At 41.5% G+C, this 16,541-nt stretch carries 17 protein-coding genes and 1 riboswitch; of the genes, 4 read left to right on the forward strand and 13 right to left on the reverse strand.

Annotation, left to right across the window (positions count from 1 at the left end):
• Positions 1-57: 57 nt before the first annotated feature.
• On the forward strand, positions 58-441 hold the full coding sequence (locus tag FXF70_RS03600; protein WP_008345541.1) for a glyoxalase GlxA: 384 nt from the start codon (positions 58-60) through the stop codon (positions 439-441).
• 88 nt (positions 442-529) lie between these two features.
• Here FXF70_RS03600 and FXF70_RS03605 read toward each other — a convergent pair whose 3' ends face one another.
• The 3 genes from FXF70_RS03605 to FXF70_RS03615 all read right to left on the reverse strand — a co-directional run bounded on the left by FXF70_RS03605 (position 530) and on the right by FXF70_RS03615 (position 2,734).
• Positions 530-1,258, reverse strand: coding sequence for an amino acid ABC transporter ATP-binding protein (locus tag FXF70_RS03605; protein ID WP_025208197.1), 729 nt, complete (start codon positions 1,256-1,258; stop codon positions 530-532).
• Positions 1,255-1,899, reverse strand: coding sequence for an amino acid ABC transporter permease (locus tag FXF70_RS03610; RefSeq protein ID WP_007497860.1), 645 nt, complete (start codon positions 1,897-1,899; stop codon positions 1,255-1,257). The genes FXF70_RS03605 and FXF70_RS03610 overlap by 4 nt, the downstream gene beginning before the upstream one ends.
• 70 nt (positions 1,900-1,969) lie before the next feature.
• Positions 1,970-2,734, reverse strand: coding sequence for a transporter substrate-binding domain-containing protein (locus FXF70_RS03615; RefSeq protein ID WP_007497862.1), 765 nt, complete (start codon positions 2,732-2,734; stop codon positions 1,970-1,972).
• 529 nt (positions 2,735-3,263) lie between these two features.
• Here FXF70_RS03615 and FXF70_RS03620 point away from each other — a divergent pair.
• Positions 3,264-4,349 (forward strand): response regulator aspartate phosphatase, encoded by a 1,086-nt coding sequence (locus FXF70_RS03620; RefSeq protein ID WP_007497864.1) that lies wholly within the window; start codon positions 3,264-3,266, stop codon positions 4,347-4,349.
• Between the two features lie 19 nt (positions 4,350-4,368).
• Positions 4,369-4,518, forward strand: coding sequence for a hypothetical protein (locus FXF70_RS19005; RefSeq protein WP_017368302.1), 150 nt, complete (start codon positions 4,369-4,371; stop codon positions 4,516-4,518).
• A 52-nt stretch (positions 4,519-4,570) separates the two neighbouring features.
• Here the strand turns inward: FXF70_RS19005 and ywaC are convergent, their stop codons facing one another.
• The 5 genes from ywaC to FXF70_RS03645 form a co-directional block, all read right to left on the reverse strand.
• Entirely contained in the window at positions 4,571-5,203 is a 633-nt protein-coding gene (gene ywaC, locus FXF70_RS03625) for a GTP pyrophosphokinase YwaC (protein ID WP_007497867.1), read from the reverse strand.
• A gap of 94 nt (positions 5,204-5,297) precedes the next feature.
• Entirely contained in the window at positions 5,298-6,311 is a 1,014-nt protein-coding gene (locus tag FXF70_RS03630; protein ID WP_148779837.1) for an ABC transporter permease, read from the reverse strand.
• A complete protein-coding gene (locus FXF70_RS03635; protein ID WP_007497871.1) occupies positions 6,308-7,804 on the reverse strand; it encodes a sugar ABC transporter ATP-binding protein in 1,497 nt (498 codons plus the stop codon). Before FXF70_RS03635 ends, FXF70_RS03630 begins: the two co-directional genes overlap by 4 nt.
• A gap of 72 nt (positions 7,805-7,876) precedes the next feature.
• The gene (locus FXF70_RS03640) at positions 7,877-8,995 is read right to left on the reverse strand and encodes a sugar ABC transporter substrate-binding protein (RefSeq protein ID WP_007497873.1); all 1,119 of its coding nucleotides are present in this window, start codon (positions 8,993-8,995) and stop codon (positions 7,877-7,879) included.
• A 172-nt stretch (positions 8,996-9,167) separates the two neighbouring features.
• Positions 9,168-9,277, reverse strand: a riboswitch (SAM riboswitch).
• 117 nt (positions 9,278-9,394) lie between these two features.
• The gene (locus FXF70_RS03645) at positions 9,395-10,822 is read right to left on the reverse strand and encodes a DUF1565 domain-containing protein (protein WP_017358694.1); all 1,428 of its coding nucleotides are present in this window, start codon (positions 10,820-10,822) and stop codon (positions 9,395-9,397) included.
• 359 nt (positions 10,823-11,181) lie between these two features.
• Here FXF70_RS03645 and FXF70_RS03650 point away from each other — a divergent pair, with 359 nt between their 5' ends.
• The gene (locus FXF70_RS03650; protein WP_148779838.1) at positions 11,182-12,273 is read left to right on the forward strand and encodes a branched-chain amino acid aminotransferase; all 1,092 of its coding nucleotides are present in this window, start codon (positions 11,182-11,184) and stop codon (positions 12,271-12,273) included.
• A 320-nt stretch (positions 12,274-12,593) separates the two neighbouring features.
• Here the strand turns inward: FXF70_RS03650 and FXF70_RS03660 are convergent, their stop codons facing one another.
• The 5 genes from FXF70_RS03660 to FXF70_RS03680 all read right to left on the reverse strand — a co-directional run bounded on the left by FXF70_RS03660 (position 12,594) and on the right by FXF70_RS03680 (position 16,457).
• The gene (locus tag FXF70_RS03660; protein WP_048001158.1) at positions 12,594-12,992 is read right to left on the reverse strand and encodes a hypothetical protein; all 399 of its coding nucleotides are present in this window, start codon (positions 12,990-12,992) and stop codon (positions 12,594-12,596) included.
• 117 nt (positions 12,993-13,109) lie between these two features.
• Positions 13,110-14,438, reverse strand: a complete 1,329-nt coding sequence (locus FXF70_RS03665; RefSeq protein ID WP_148779839.1) for a 6-phospho-beta-glucosidase — start codon at positions 14,436-14,438, stop codon at positions 13,110-13,112.
• Positions 14,435-14,761 carry a PTS lactose/cellobiose transporter subunit IIA gene (locus tag FXF70_RS03670; protein WP_008345561.1) on the reverse strand — a complete coding sequence of 109 codons (327 nt, stop codon included), beginning with the start codon at positions 14,759-14,761 and terminating at the stop codon, positions 14,435-14,437. The genes FXF70_RS03665 and FXF70_RS03670 overlap by 4 nt, the downstream gene beginning before the upstream one ends.
• Positions 14,762-14,787: 26 nt before the next feature.
• The gene (celB, locus tag FXF70_RS03675; RefSeq protein ID WP_007497888.1) at positions 14,788-16,137 is read right to left on the reverse strand and encodes a PTS cellobiose transporter subunit IIC; all 1,350 of its coding nucleotides are present in this window, start codon (positions 16,135-16,137) and stop codon (positions 14,788-14,790) included.
• Between the two features lie 14 nt (positions 16,138-16,151).
• A complete protein-coding gene (locus FXF70_RS03680; protein WP_007497889.1) occupies positions 16,152-16,457 on the reverse strand; it encodes a PTS sugar transporter subunit IIB in 306 nt (101 codons plus the stop codon).
• Positions 16,458-16,541: the final 84 nt, after the last annotated feature.

The raw sequence follows: 16,541 nt of genomic DNA on the forward strand, positions 1-16,541 counted from the left end.
TTCTATTATGATAAGATGAGGAGAAAAATATCAACTCGACATAGAGGAGGCTCTTTTTTGACAACATTACGCTTAGATCATACAGGGATTATGGTGACAAATATTGATCAGTCCATTGATTTTTATGAAAAAGTGGTGGGCATGAAATTAAAGGATCGCATCACTCATACAAACGGAGTCATTGAACTTGCCTTTCTTGGCTTTAAAGACGAAGCAGAAACGGAAATCGAACTCATTCAAGGGTATAGCAGTGACCTTCCATCTGAAGGAAAGGTCCACCATCTCGCCTTCACAACAGATAATATCCACGCGGAATTCAACCGTATTCAAAAGCTGCAAATTGAGCTAATAGATGAAGAAATCACAACATTGCCCAATGGCTATTGCTACTTCTTTTTCCGAGGGCCAGACCAAGAGTGGATTGAGTTCTTCCAACGATAATATTTCCTAGGAAATGCATGCGAATCGGTATATTCATTCTCGTCACAAAAGAAAAAGAGTAAGAGCATACCTGCTCTTACTCTTTTTTTTATAGCACCTTACTAAGAAATGATTTGGTACGCTCATGCTGCGGGTTTCCAAAGAGTGCTTCTGGTTTGTCTTCTTCGACGATATATCCGCCATCCATAAAGATCACTCGGTCTCCCACTTCTCTTGCAAAGCCCATTTCATGTGTGACGACAATCATCGTCATTCCTTCGACTGCTAATTGTTTCATAACAGCTAAAACATCCCCAACGACCTCAGGGTCAAGAGCAGATGTCGGCTCATCGAATAAGAGCACTTTCGGGTCCATCGCCAAGGCTCTTGCAATGGCAACACGCTGTTTTTGTCCACCAGATAATTGGTTAGGGTAACTTTTGGCCTTGTCTTTCAAGCCGACCTTTTCAAGCAAGTCTAATGCTTTATCGACTGCCGCTTTCTTCTCCATCCCTTTTACTTTCACCGGTGCGATCGTGATATTTTCTAACACGGTTTTATGAGGAAATAAATTAAAGTGCTGAAACACCATACCAACTTCTTGTCGTACTTTATTGATATTCACTTTTGGGTCTGTAATCGTATGTCCGTGGACAACAACTTCTCCAGCCGTAATATCCTCTAATTTATTGAGACATCTTAGAAATGTGCTTTTCCCTGATCCTGAAGGACCAATGACACATACAACCTCTTTTTCCTCGATGACTGCATTAATATCCTTTAAGACTTCGTTATCACCAAAGGATTTCTTCAAGTTTTTCACCGTAATCATACTCATTTCACATCAAATCTCCTTTCTGCGTAGCTAGCCAGTAGAGAAAGTAAATAAATGATCACGAAATAAATGACACCGACAATGAGCCAGACATTCAAAGGATCAAATGTAGCCGATGCTTGAACTTGTCCCCTCTGCATGATATCAGCAATACCGATAATCGATAAGAGAGAGGTGTCCTTCAAACTGATGATGGCTTGGTTCGTAATGGCTGGAAGCATACGGCGGAATGCCTGTGGAAGAACGATAAAACGCATGTTTTGTCCACCTGTGAATCCTAAAGAGCGTGCGGCTTCTGTTTGTCCTTTATCAATGGACTGAATCCCTGCACGAATAATTTCTGAGAAATAAGCTCCTGCGTTAATTGCTACTGTAATAATCCCTGCCGGTACTCGGTCAAGTGAAATGAATTCAAGTGTATTTAGCCCAAAATAAATGAAGAATAGCTGTACGATAAATGGCGTACCTCGAATGGCATTGACAAAAACGAGTGAAATAAAGTTCAAGATTTTAAATGGTGACAGGCGGAATAGCGCCACAATCAACCCGATGATAAAACCTAAAATGATAGCAACAACAAAGATATATAAAGTGGTTTGCAAACCATCCATTAAATACGGAAATGCATTAACAATCGTATCCATGTTTCTCCCTCCCTAATTCACATACGGTTGACACATAAAGAAAGCGCGCTCTGAGCGCGCCTCGCTTGTGTTATGACTTCAAATATTTCTCAATAATTTTGTCATATTCACCGTTTTTCTTTAGGTTTTCCAGCCCTTTATTGATTTTCTTCAATAAGTCCTGGTTTTTCCCCTTCATCACTGAGATCCCGTATTGGTCTCCATTCAAGCGATCTCCAACTGTTTTCAATTTCAAGTCTTGCTGTGCGATCGCATACGTAATGACAGGATAATCCTCAATTAAAGCATCTGCATTTCCGTTAGATACTTCTTGGAACATAGATGGACTGTCATTGAATTGAACTACTTCATACCCATATTTGTCTGCGTTATCTGTTGCAAATTTTGCACCTGTTGTCCCATTTTTAACAGCTAGCTTTTTCCCCTTTAAATCATCAATCGATTTAATGCTGCTGTCCTTTTTCACAACAACTGTCAGACCAGCGTCGAAGTATGGATCTGAGAAATCCACTTTCTTTTTACGCTCATCTGTAATACTCATACCACCCATTCCAACATCAAGCTGACCTGCTTGCATCGCTGGAATAATCCCTGAGAAATCCATTGCTTCAAGTTTCACTTTGAAGTCTTGATCTTTCGCAATGGCGTTAATTAAATCAACGTCTATTCCCACCGTTTTGCCGCCCTTTTCAAATTCAAATGGCGGATATGTTACATCTATCCCGATTTTATATGTGCCTTTGCCTTCTCCCGAACCGCTGTCTGATTTTGAACCACAGGCTGCCATGACGAGCACAACAATTAGTCCCATGATCAGTAACATCGATTTCTTCATAAAACACGACCCCCAATTGTCAGTTTTGTCTAAATATTCGCAACAACAATCTTACTATACCACGCTAAAGCTATACTGTGTGATATTTTTTATCAATACCAAAGATCCATACAATTCTAGATCGATAGTCTCTTTAAATTTTACTTTTTTGCGAATAACTCATTTTATTCTGAAAGAATCATGTTTCACAATATTCATGTGATATAATCTCACAAAAAACCGAGAACACCCCTTTATAAATACCACTTCTTTCTCACCTATGAAAAAAACCTCTTTCACTGTCTCTCTTCCTCTATTGATATCCTGATATATTTTTTCCAACATCCTCTTTTTACCTAAAAAAATGTAAGCGTATACAATTTGATCGCTACTCCCTATTTTTTTCACTACTGGTTGAATTTACATCAAAAAACATGTTTTACAAATTGAGATAGACCGCTTAAAATATAAGAAGATACTTAATATGGAAAGATGATTCAGACAAATAAGAATCCGCAGAAATGAATAGGTGAAGAAAGGAGGATACCAATTGGCAGAAACAGGTGTTTTGTCATCCGTTGATGTAGCAAATATGCTAAATGACTGGTATGTCTTGATGAAAAAAAGAGACATACAAGAAGCCATACAGCTAAAAGAAGAGATTCTTCAAGCATTTGATCGAATGGAAGAGAATCAAGACGTCTTACTCTACTATCAACTTTTAGAATACCGTTTCAAAGATTTAGTCGAAGATACAGCTTCGTTAGATCACAGTCTTTTTGTGGATGAAAATGCGATTCGTACAGATGATATGCTCAGCTACTATTTCTATTTCTTTAAAGGCATGTATGAAATGCGCAGAGGGAATCAAGATTCAGCATTCCACCATTTGAAATTGGCAGAGGATAAATTAGATCTCGTACATGATGACATTGAAAAAGCAGAATTCCATTATAAAACAGGCTGTCTATACTATAATATAAGATCCACACTTCTCTCCATCCACCACTTAAAAAAGGCTTCGTCTATTTACGACGCAGATCCATGTTATGTGAAAAAATCAATCAGCTGTCAAATGATGCTTGCTTTGAATTATGCGGATCAATCGAAATATGAAGAGGCAGAAACTTTGTTTGGACAGGTGATTCACTCACTAGAACAGATGGAGGATCCAGATTTACTTGGTCACGCATATTGCAATGCAGCCTTTATTAAAAGTCTAAGAAGTGAATACAGTGAAGCTGTGCCGCTCCTAGAAAAAGCTTTATTGATTGAGGCATTCGAAACTTCTTCTCCAGGCGGTTATTTACTGGCCTTGTATGCCTACACGAAAGCGCTATTTAAGCTGAAAAAGCCTGGTTTGTTCCACTATTATGTACAGCTTTCACTTCAAAAAGCAGAAAATTTAAAACAACGAAACATTTCACTTAAATTATCCATTTTAGAAACATTGATGCTCCAGCCAAACAACATGATTGAGCAGATCATTTCTTATTGTGATCAATTAGAATCTATGAATTTCCTTGTTGATCTTGAGGCTATCTGTCAGGATGTAGCCGCCTACTTAACTGAAAATGGTCTTCCGAAAGAAGCAATGTATTTTCAGAACAAGGCATTGTCATTCAAAACTTGTTAAGAAGATGGAGTGATGTATGATGAAAAAATGGCTGATCTCAAGCGCGATTTTTGCGCTCTTGTTCACAGGTGTTTGGATTGGTACTTCTACACAAAAAGGCAGCCCGTCTGCACAATCGCAAGATGACGGTACGATCATTCAAAAGAGAGATCGAGGCACCAACCCTTAATAAGACTGAAAAGAGTAGCTGTCATTCAAAACAGCTACTCTTTTTATTGGGGTTAATCAATTTCTCGTTTGATATTTTGCATTTTTTCATCTAAGTAGTGAGCGATATCTGCCGCTTCCTTTAGTTCATCGGTGAGCTGATGAGGAACATCGTTTTGCAGTTTATAATAGATTTTATGTTCGAGACTCGCCCAGAAATCCATCGCAATGGTCCGCACCTGAATTTCAACCTTCACATGCTCCACACGATTCGTTAAGTAAACAGGAATCTCAACAATTAAATGAAGACTTCGATAGCCATTTGGTTTCGGATGCTGAATGTAATCCTTCACTTCAAGGATCTTTAAATCCTCTCTTTGCCTCAGAACATCAATGATGTTATAGATATCTTGAATAAACGAGCAGATGATGCGGACACCAGCGATATCATGTATGTACTCCTTGGCACATTGTGTGGTGATGTCACATCCTTTTCTCGCTAGTTTATTCACGATGCTTTCAAAGGATTTGATCCGTGATTTTGTATGCTCTATTGGGTTGTGCCCATGGATTAAATTATATTCCTGACTAATAATCGAAAACTTTGTATCCATTTCATCTAATGCAAATTTATATACTAATAATTCATTTTTCCAGTCTTCCATGACACTTTTCAAATCTTCTACATGAGTTGCTGACATATTCATTTCTTTTTGTCATCTCCTTTTGGCAAACAGCTGTTACACTGCTTTCCGTTTACTAGACGGAGAGAGGACGCAAATGGTTTTAAAAAAATACATCTTAGCCCCGTTGTTTGGAATAAGTCAGCGCGAGTGCCAGTGCAAGTACAGATCCTTTCACGATATCCATTGCATAATACGGGACAGACATCATCACAAGTCCATTTTGCAAAATACCGATGAGCACCGCACCAATAAACGTACCGAATGCGTTTGGTTTACCTGCTCCCATGACTGAAAACCCGATAAAAGCAGCAGCTACCCCATCCATTAAATATGGCGTTCCTGCGTTAATTTCTGCTGTCACCACCCTTGATGCCAGCACGATACCACCGATCGCCGCAAATAAAGCAGACAACAGATATGCTGCGATTTTGTATTTGTTCACATGAATACCAGACAATCGAGCGGCTTCTTTATTTCCACCAATGATATACATCAACCGCCCATGCTTTGTGTAAGTCATAAAAACATGTGCAAAAAGCACAATGGCCGCCATAATCAAAATGATATAGGGGACCTGCCCAATCTTGCTGAAAAAGGCAGGGATGGTGCCAGTTGAAAAAGTACCATCAGGCAGCACCATATTTTCAGAAATGGTCGCACCTTTCGTATAGGTTTGTGCCAGCCCTTGAATGATAAACATCATGGCTAGTGTCATGAGCATATCTGGAATCTTCATTTTGACAATCATCCAAGCATTCAGCAAACCGACAATAAGAGAAGCCGCCAGCGCAGAAAGGATCGCAATGAGTGGGTTTTGCGAGAACCATACAAACATGGAGATCACAATTGCATTTGATAACGTTGCAACTGAACCTACGGATAAATCAAAGCCATTCACTGCTAATGAGATCGTCAGCCCTACTGCAATGATGGTTACAATCGAGATCGATCGTAAAATGTTGATGATATTTCCTGACTGTAAAAATGCCGGATTGGCTGCCGCAAAGACAACAATCAATACAACAATCGTTAAGATGGTGCCATATTGATAAAAGAAATCAAACAGATGAAAGGATGGCCGCTGTTTCTTGATTTGTTGAACTGGGGCTGAAACTTGTCGTTCACTCATGATTGTCCTCCTGTTGAATGATATAAAAGCTCTTCTTCAGTCATTGGTGCCGTCATTTCCCGGGCAATGCTGCCATCATATAAGACGTATACTCGGTCGGCAATTCCTGCAATTTCTGAAAGCTCACTTGAAGCATAAATAACCGCTTTTCCTCTTGCAGCTAGTTCTGCAATGAGGGAGAAAATGTCCTTTTTGGCTCCAACGTCTACACCTTTGGTTGGTTCATCAAAGAGATAGACATCCGCCTCAGCCAACAGCCATTTACCAATCGCAATCTTTTGCTGATTTCCACCAGAGAGATGCTTCACCTTCGCTTCAAGAGAAGGTGTCTTGACGCCAAGCCGCTTGACGATTCCATCTGCTGCCTTCCGTTCCTTAGAACGATGTAAGAAGCTGAACGGCCGTGTAAACGAACGTAGACTTGCAGCTGTTACGTTCCATCCAACAGTTTCTTCTGTTAGAATCCCTTCTTTTCTCCGTTCCTCAGGCACAAGGGCAATACCCGCTCTCACAGCGTGATGAGGCGACTTGATATGAATGGTTTGACCATGCAACTGCACAGTGCCTGACTTTTTTTCTGAGGCGCCGAATAGGGCTTTGCACAATTCTGTTTTACCAGCACCGACTAATCCTGCAATCCCAAGAATTTCTCCTTTTTTCACATGAAGATGAATGTTGTTTAATTTATGCTGGTCATGCAACTCTTTCACGTCAAGCACAATCGGTGCATCCTCAAGCGGTGTACGGGATGGGAATTGATCCTCTAATGGCGCGCCAAGCATTTCTTCAATGACCTGCTTTGGATCGGTTTCTTTAATGAGATGCGCCGCCACATCGGTTCCATTCTTCATCACAGTCAGTTCATCACAGATGTTGAAAATTTCTGGCATGCGATGCGAAATAAAAATGATGCCTGTGCCGTTCTTTTTCAATTGATGAATCATTGAGAATAGCTTGCTTGTTTCTGCATGACTAAGTGGAGCGGTTGGTTCATCTAAAATTAAAATGCTGCATTTGATCGACACAGCCTTGGCAATGAGCACCATTTGTTTTTCTGCCAGTGTCAAATCACTCACAAGACGCTTCGTCGAGATGTCAATATTCATCTCTTGTAACAGCTGTGCTGCCTTGCGGTGAATCTCTTTCCAACGGACGAATGGTTTTTTCTCAATTTCATGAATCATCATATTTTCGCCAACACTTAAATATGGCACTAGAGCTGTATCCACTTCTTGATGTACGGTCTGCACACCGTATGAGGCCGCATCCTTTGGTGTATGAATGGTCGCCTCCTCGCCATTGATGTGGATGGTTCCTTCAAAATGTGAATGAGCACCAGAGAGAACTTTCATTAACGTTGACTTCCCAGCACCGTTAGCCCCAATCAGGGCATGGACTGTGCCTTTTTTTAATGTGAAATTTGCTTGATCTAACGCTTTGACTCCTGGGAATTCAATCGAAATGTTTTTCATATGAACAAGCGGCGTTGTCATAGGTGTCCTCCTTATCTCCTGATCGTCAATTGAAAAACGAAACACCCTCTATGAAAAGAGAGTGCACGTTGTTTATTTTGCATAATGCTTCTTCAAGGTCTTCATCCAGTCTTCTTCAAAAGCAGTCGATGATCCGAATCCTTTTACTTCATCTGCAAGATTGACCATATTGATGGCCTTTCCTGCATCCTGAAGCTGCTTTTGTGAAATGAGAGAGGCCTCAAGGTCATAGGAAGATGGCGTTTTCTCGCCAGCTAGTTTCTTCGCAAGAATCCTTACGTCGATTGCGCCAATGAGCTTCGGATCGACAGCGGCAGTGTACTTCCAAGGACTGTCTTTCGCAGTCATTTCTTGCAGATCGGCATTAGACACATCAATACCGTATATTTTCACTTCGGTTCTTCCTGCTTCTTTTAAAGCTCTTGCGGCACCAATCGCAAATGCATCCCACGTGGCAAAAATCGCATCCAGTTTACCCTTTGGATATTTATTCAGCATAGCCGCAACCGCATTTTGTGTTTGAACTGATGTATCAGAGGCCGCAACGCCAAATCGGTCAAGTTCCTTGATTCCTGTATGCTGTTTGAGCGTTTCTTGGTACACCTTGTTTCGTCTCACCATTGGAGGGAATCCGTCTACCCAAAGATACGCAATATTTGCTTTCCCTTTAAAATCAGCCACTAGCGCGTCTAATGATTTTTTCGCTAATTGTTCATCATCTTGAGACGTCACTGTGACTCCTTTGATATCCTTCAGCTTCGGATTTGAATCAAACGCCACAACTGGAATGCCTTTCGCCGTGATCTTCTTCACATCAGCGACTGTCGCCTCATCATCCCCATGAGAGATGATAAAGCCATCATAGTTTTCTTCTAGTGCTTGAGAAATGGCATCATGAAACTTCGCCGTATCACCATTTGCCGTGTAGACATCTACTGTAAAGCCTAGCGCTTCCCCTTCTGCCTTCGTTCCTGCTAAAAACTGAGCGGTATGATCGTCCCCGCCAATTTTACGGATGACTTTAATTTTTGCTCCCTGTCCTTTTGCAAATCGCTTCGGGACATTGTCAAAGGAGACCTTTTCGTTTGCATTGGCTTTTGAGCCTGCGCTTGATCCCGTACCGCAGCCAGATAATAGCACGGTCAGGACCGTCAATAATACAAGAGATGATGTCCAATATTTACGTTTCATTGCTGTTCCTCCTCAAGTTGTTTTATTTTTCACATCGGAAAACTAGGTAAAAAAGTGGAAATATGCCTGTGAACCCAGTCTTTTGATTCTAAAAAAAGAGATCAAAAAAGCCTCTCTTGATAAAGAGAGGCTTGATCACCGTTGCATGAAACATGTATCGGGAAGTCTTCCTCTCTTATCTGTCAAAGCTGTAACAGCTTTGCAGGAATTAGCACCAATTTCTTAGATAGAAACGGTTGCTGGGCGTCATAGGGCCAGTCCCTCTGCCTCTCTTGATAAGAGATCCGTTATGAAATTTGTTTTAGTTGAAATGTCTTCTTTACTTTAATGTGATGTCTCATCAATGTCAATGACTTTTTTGAAAATTTCTAAAATGATCATTTACACCGTATACCTTGTTTAACTGCCGATGATTTTCTTAGCAGGTGATGATGCCTTAAGACGGAAATCATATTTTTTCTCATTCACAAATTGGGGATTGAGGTGTGCTGATCCTTTATCTTGACCGCTTTTCGAGCGATACGTTTTGTAGCCTTCCAGCCATTTCCCGCGCCATACCCACTGTGAGGCTTTTGCACCTTTGCGGTCATCGTAGACATTCTTTTGGAATGTATTCTTCTTGTTCACTTCGTAGAGATTCACGACTAAGTAATGCGAAGCACTGGCTGTCATGATATTATTCGTGATTCGATTGTTCACCGATTGATATTGCATGAGCAATTGACCGCCTTCTAAGCCGGCTGTGTCATTTTTGTACAAAATGTTATGGGAGATGGTTGTGTTTGTGGTTCCGCCGCGCTTCTTGTCATATCCGCCAATTGAGATGCCTGTATAACGGTTTAAATATACTTGATTGTGCTCAATGCGAATGCGTTCGGCCATCTTCCCTTTATGTTCACTTGTGACCTCAATCCCAAGGTCATTATGATGGCTGATGTTATGATCAATCACGATGTCTTTCCCGCCATCCACATAGATTCCTCCTGCGGAGATGTCCTTGCCGTACGCTGGATTCCCAACACTCGTAATCTCATAAACTTTGTTTCTAGATACGACACCATTTCGCACTTGATCATACTTTTTAGAAGGTGCGACATTCTCAAAACCAATTAAATCAATCCCGATATTGTCCGTATGCCGGACTGTATTATGTGTCACGCGGAATTTTTTAACGTTTCCGTTTAGCACAAGGGCTTCACTAAAACCTAGCTTTAACTTTTCCACAGTGTTTCCTTTGATTTCAATGTCTTCAATGGCTGCAGGTGCTTTCGTTCCATAGACCGCAATGCCATGAGCATTCCCATTTTGATGTGTCGTCTGAATGTCGTACACACGGTTGTTAAGCAGTTTGACGCCTTTGCCGCTTCCTGTGATGAATATACCGATGGGTGTCACATCTTCTTGATTCGTTTTAATATGACCGACTGTCAGCCCTTTCAGGGTGATATAGCTTTTTTGATCAATCTTCACAAGACCACCGTCTGCTTGATTTCCTTTAAGAGATGCTCCGCTAATGACAGGCTTCTCTTTTCCATACGCTTGAAAAACAACTGGTGCTTTCTTTGTTCCAGAATGGCGGACAATCAATTTCTCTTTGTATGTACCGCCTCTCATATAAACTGTTGTTCCAGCTTTCGCGATACTTGCCGCTTTTTTCAGCGTACGGAAAGGCTTTTGCTTTGTCCCTGGATGTTTGTCGTTCCCATTTGCTGCGACGTAATAGGCAGTACCTTGCTTCGCACCAGCCTCCTCCGTCATCGCTTGACAGCCAAAACTAATGGCGGTCATCAATAAAATCAATAAGGCGCCTGATATCATTCGTTTCATCTCGTTGTTTGCTCCCTTCCACTCTCTTCTACCTTTATCGGTTAAAAAAAAGAGGATTAAAATATGGCAATGCCCCTTGCAATGTACTAGTCAAAAGGTGTATGGTTGAAAGAATATCTTACAGGAAAATAAATCGCTTTTAAATTGTCAGATTAATCAGTTAATAACGAAATTGGATTTTATTTCTAAGGGGAAACTTCAGTAAAACCACGACAGAGAGGAGGAAAGCGCTTTAACAGATTTTTCTTGTCTGAATTCCAGAAAACCTATTGCTAATATTTTGTGAAGGTATAGAATAGAATCATAATTATTTCATATTATTAGAATTTTCAAATAATCAAACAGCAAGGAGATTTACGATGCCAAAACAACCCATCCGCGTTGAACTTAGTTCAACAAAAAAACCAAAACCTCAATCTGATCAACTTGAATTCGGAAAAATCTTCACAGACCACATGTTTGTGATGGATTATTCAATTGATAAAGGCTGGTATGATCCGAGAATTATTCCTTATCAGGCGATTCCAATGGACCCAGCTTCTATGGTTTATCATTATGGCCAATCTGTTTTTGAAGGCTTGAAGGCGTATGTGTCTGAGGATCAAAAGATTCTCTTATTCCGTCCTGAAAAAAATATGGAACGCTTAAACAGATCAAATGACCGCCTATGTATCCCGCAAATTGATACAGAAACGGTTTTAGAAGGCTTAAATGAACTCATTCGCATTGATAAGGATTGGGTACCTGATGCAGAGGGCACTTCTTTGTATATTCGACCATTCATTATTTCTACTGAGCCCTATTTAGGTGTTGCACCGTCAAGCACCTACAAGCTGATCATCATTTTATCTCCAGTAGGTTCTTATTATAAAGAAGGCATCCATCCGGTCAAAATTGCGGTGGAAAACGAATTTGTCCGCGCTGTTAAAGGCGGAACAGGAAATGCCAAAACAGCTGGAAACTATGCATCGAGCTTGAAAGCACAGCAAGTTGCTGAAACAAAAGGATTTTCACAAGTCCTGTGGCTTGATGGCATCGAGAAAAAGTACATTGAAGAAGTCGGCAGTATGAATATCTTCTTTAAAATCAACGGAGAAATCGTGACGCCTGAACTGAACGGCAGCATTTTAGAAGGGATCACACGGAATTCTGTGCTTGAGCTGTTAAAGCATTGGGAAATCCCTGTGACAGAACGTAAAATTTCAATTGATGAATTAATTGAAGCACATCAATCAGGTGAACTGGAAGAAATCTTTGGAACAGGAACGGCAGCCGTCATTTCTCCTGTCGGTGAATTAATTTATCACGATCAGCCATACGTCGTTCAAAATGGTCAAACAGGCGAAGTATCGAAGAAATTGTACGAAGCGATTACTGGAATCCAAAAAGGAACTCAGCCAGACATCTTCGGCTGGACAGTAGAAGTCGATTCGGTTGTCAAGCAGGCATAAGCAAGCGAAAGAACCTTTCATTTGATGAAGGGTTCTTTTTTTGTTTCTTTATCCCCTTCACTACCTCATAATGGAAAATATAGATCTATTCCACACTTTAGGAGTGATGGTATGTTTTTTACTTATTTACTAGCGTTCTTTGGGATTTGCATCGGATCGATCATCATCGCTACAGGTTTCGATGATTCATCGTTCTTCACCCGTTTTCTATTTAAGTTTCTCGGAATTTCTATCTTTGTTCTTTCCATTACTTTTGTAAAAGTGAGGCGAAAGAGGTTACGCAACAAAAAGGCGAAAAAGACTTAGATGTCAGTCTTCAATTAAATCGTGCACCAAAACAAGACCGAGATCCCCACAATGGCCCCTGCATATATCCACTGTTTCCTTTTGATACTCCGCTTTCTCTCGATCAGTAAAAAGATCTCTGGTAAAAAGACGATGATGATTTCTAGGATAAAAACAAGATGATAAACTGGCGGCATCGGCTGAAAATCAAAGTCTCTTTCATCTCCACCGATGGTTGCGAAATACATTAACAGATTGGTTACTGGAATGGTAAAACAAACGAGCAAGCGGAGAACATACATCCACACATCCTGTCTATGCCGAATCAGACCAATAAATGAAGCGATGATTCCATACAAAAACAAAACCACTGTGCCGTAACTAAGTAGAGGTTGAACGATAAAGCCGTAAAGCATTAAACCAATTGCCACCATATTCTAACCGTCCTTTCTTTGAAGCAGTACATGTTGTTTTTTCTATCATACACTGCTTTCTCCGGTTTCCATATGAAAAAATCATAAAAAACGACCCCATAAAGGGGCCATTTTATTTTACGCATTCACTGATTTGAAGAACTGCGGTAAATATTCACGGTGCGCTTCAAGCATTTCATCTAAGATTTGCTTTGCAATTTCATCAGATGGAACGAGTGGATTGATGGTCATGGCGACAAGAGCCGTCTCGTAATCTCCTGTCACAGCTGCTTCAGCTGCCACACGCTCGAAGGACTTGATTTGTTGAACGAGTCCTCTCACAGCCACAGGCAGATCACCTGTCGCGATTGGTTTTGGTCCGTCCTTTGTAATGATACAGTTCACTTCAACCGCTGATTCGGCCGGAATGCTGGCAATCGCTCCTCTGTTCACTGTGTTTACCGGTTGAATGTCATGTTTATCATTGTAGATGGAACTGATCAAATTACATGCTGCATCGCTGTAATAAGCCCCGCCTCTTTTTTCGAGCTGCGGCGGTTTAATCGATAAATCTGGGTCTTTATATAACTCAAATAGTTCATGCTCGACTTGCTGCACAACCTCTGCTCTTGTTCCTTTTTCTTGAGCTGCTTTTTGTTCTTCCTCCAGCATATCTTTCGTTTTATAGTAATAACGATGATACGGACATGGAATGACCCCTAAGCCTTTGACGAAAGAAGGCTCCCAGTTTTTCGCTTCAATATTCCTCATGGACCACTGGCTATTTGGATTTCCTAATTCATCGAGCACTTGATCCATAATGCTGACCCCGTCTAAATACACATCTAAGCCATAGACCATGTGATTGAGGCCTGCAAATTGTACTTCAATGCGTTCGACATCGACATCCAGCGCTTTTGCAATGCCCATTTTGATTCCAATCGGCACATTGCATAGACCGACCACTTTTTTCAGATTCGTGTAGCGTAACACCGCCTCTGTGACCATGCCTGCTGGATTTGTAAAGTTCACCAGCCAGGCATCTGGGCAAAGCTCTTCCATATCCTTCACAATGTCTAGAATGACTGGAATGGTGCGTAGACCTTTAAATAACCCGCCTGGACCATTCGTTTCCTGTCCAATGACGCCATATTTAAGCGGGATTCTCTCATCCTTGGCTCTGGCTTCGAGCAGTCCTACACGGAATTGTGTCGTGACAAAGTCCGCATCTTTCAGAGCTGCCCGGCGGTCAAGGGTGAGGTGCACTTCAATCGGCAAACCCGCTTTTTCAATCATACGTTTTGCAAGAGCACCCACGATGTTCAACTTTTCCTGACCTGCTTCAATATCCACAAGCCATAACTCCTTTACAGGCAATTCTTGATATCGTTTAATAAACCCTTCGACGAGCTCAGGCGTATAGCTTGATCCACCGCCTATTGTGACAATTTTGATTCCGTCTTTCATGAATTGACACCTCCGAATTGCTTCATTTTTTCATGGAGCTCAATGATTTCAGCTGCAAGCTCTTTGACGGTCATAGCGTTCATCAGATGATCCTGTGCATGAATCATCAAGAGACTGACGTCGGTTTTCTCTCCTCTGATTTCTCCTTGGATTAGCTCTGTCTGTGCGTGATGCGCCTCATTTAACGCGTCTTGTGCTTCCTGCAATTTTTGCTTCGCCTCATCAAAATTGCCTTGCTTTGCACATGTAATGGCCTCCATGGCCGAGCTTCTGCCATTACCACCGTGCAAGATGAGTTGAAACACAATTTGTTCCATTTCCATCGGCCGCATCCCCCTTGTTCCCTCTATTACATGCTGACGACATTTTCATCTGTTGATGCTTTTGCTTCAAGCTCATTTTCTTCTTTCAATTTCTGCTTATCCCACATTCTAAAGAATGGATAGTATAGCGCAAATGACAAGGCAAGGTTAATCAGCTGCATGACCGCGCCAGAGATTTTCCCGCCTGTTGCGAGATAGCCTGAAATGATTGGCGGCATTGTCCACGGGACAGCGATCCCTGCCGGTTTTGCTACAAGTCCTGTGCTCATTCCGATATATGTGGTGATGATCATCATAATTGGCGTAAGGATAAACGGAATGAGAAGCATTGGGTTCATCACAATCGGCATTCCAAAAATGATCGGTTCGTTGATGTTAAAGATGGCTGGCCCAATCGCAAGACGGCCAAGCTGTTTCATTTGTTTACTTCTCGCACGCAAGATCATGGTCAGTACCAAAGCAAGCGTCGCGCCGCTTCCGCCGACATTGATAAAGATTTCAAAGAACTGCGCTGTGAAAATATTCGGCAGCACTTCTCCTGCTTGGAAGGCAAGACGGTTTTCATCCATCGCACCGAGCCAAATCGGACCCATGACTCCTCCGACAATGGTGGCTCCGTGAATACCACATGCCCAGAGGAGCATTTGCACACCGATGGCAACGATACTTCCGCCTAAGCTTCCACCAAGAATGGATAGTGGTGTGCCAATTAAGACCGTGATGATATTATGAATACTCTCAAAAGGTGTCATCTCAATCAGAAGCCTAGCGACCCAGATCAGCGTGATGACCACAAAACCTGGAATAAGTGCGATAAACGATTTACTAACTGCTGGCGGTACACCATCAGGCATTTTGATGACGATATTCCGCTGTACAATAAAGCGGTAAATTTCGGTGGAAAGCATGGCAATAATCATGGCAACGAATAGCCCTTTACTGCCCATCAGTGTGACGGGAATACCGCCATTCACTAGGATAGCTTCTGTTGATCCTTCAGGTGTGAACGGTACTTGATAAGGTGTGGCTAGGAGGAAAGCTGCGACAGCAATTGCACCAGATGACAGTGCATCGACTGCATACTTTTCAGCTAACCTGTATGCGATCCCAAAGGTCGCAACAAGTGCCATAATGTCAAAGGTGGCATTCACAGGATAGGATAGTTTCGTGGCCCATTCGGCTCCGAAGACACTTGCCATAAAATCGCTGTATCCTGGAATCGGAAGGTTGGCTAAAATAAGAAACAGTGAACCGACGATAATGAGAGGCATGGTTAAAACAATTCCGTCACGCAATGCTTGTAAATGTCTTTGAGCGGCAATCTTCCCTGCAAACGGCATAACCTTCTCTTCTAGAAATCGGTTGAATCCATTCATCCCTTCCGCCCCCTTTATCCGTTCACTAACTGTTCAGCAGATTTTAAAACCTCAGCGCCATTACATACGCCATAATGCACGGTATTAATCACATCTACTGGAATTCCTTTGTCTTCTCCGAGTTTTTTCATTTGCGGTAATAAATAACGAACTTGAGGTCCTAATAAAAGCACATCGGCTTGATCAATATGATTTTTTGCAGCATCTCCAGATACTGCCCAAATACGATAGTCTTTTCCTTGTTCTTGTGCACTTTTCTCCATTTTTGTGACAAGTAAGCTTGTTGACATACCTGCTGCACAAACTAATAAAATGTTCATTGTAAACGCCCCCTTTTTGAAGTATGAAGCTTTTCTTTACACATTCATCATATTATGAAACCGCTTTCATAAACACCCATACTT

Origin of the sequence: Bacillus sp. Y3 (assembly GCF_008123875.1) — a bacterium.
Classification (GTDB): Bacteria; Bacillota; Bacilli; order Bacillales; family Bacillaceae; genus Bacillus; species Bacillus altitudinis.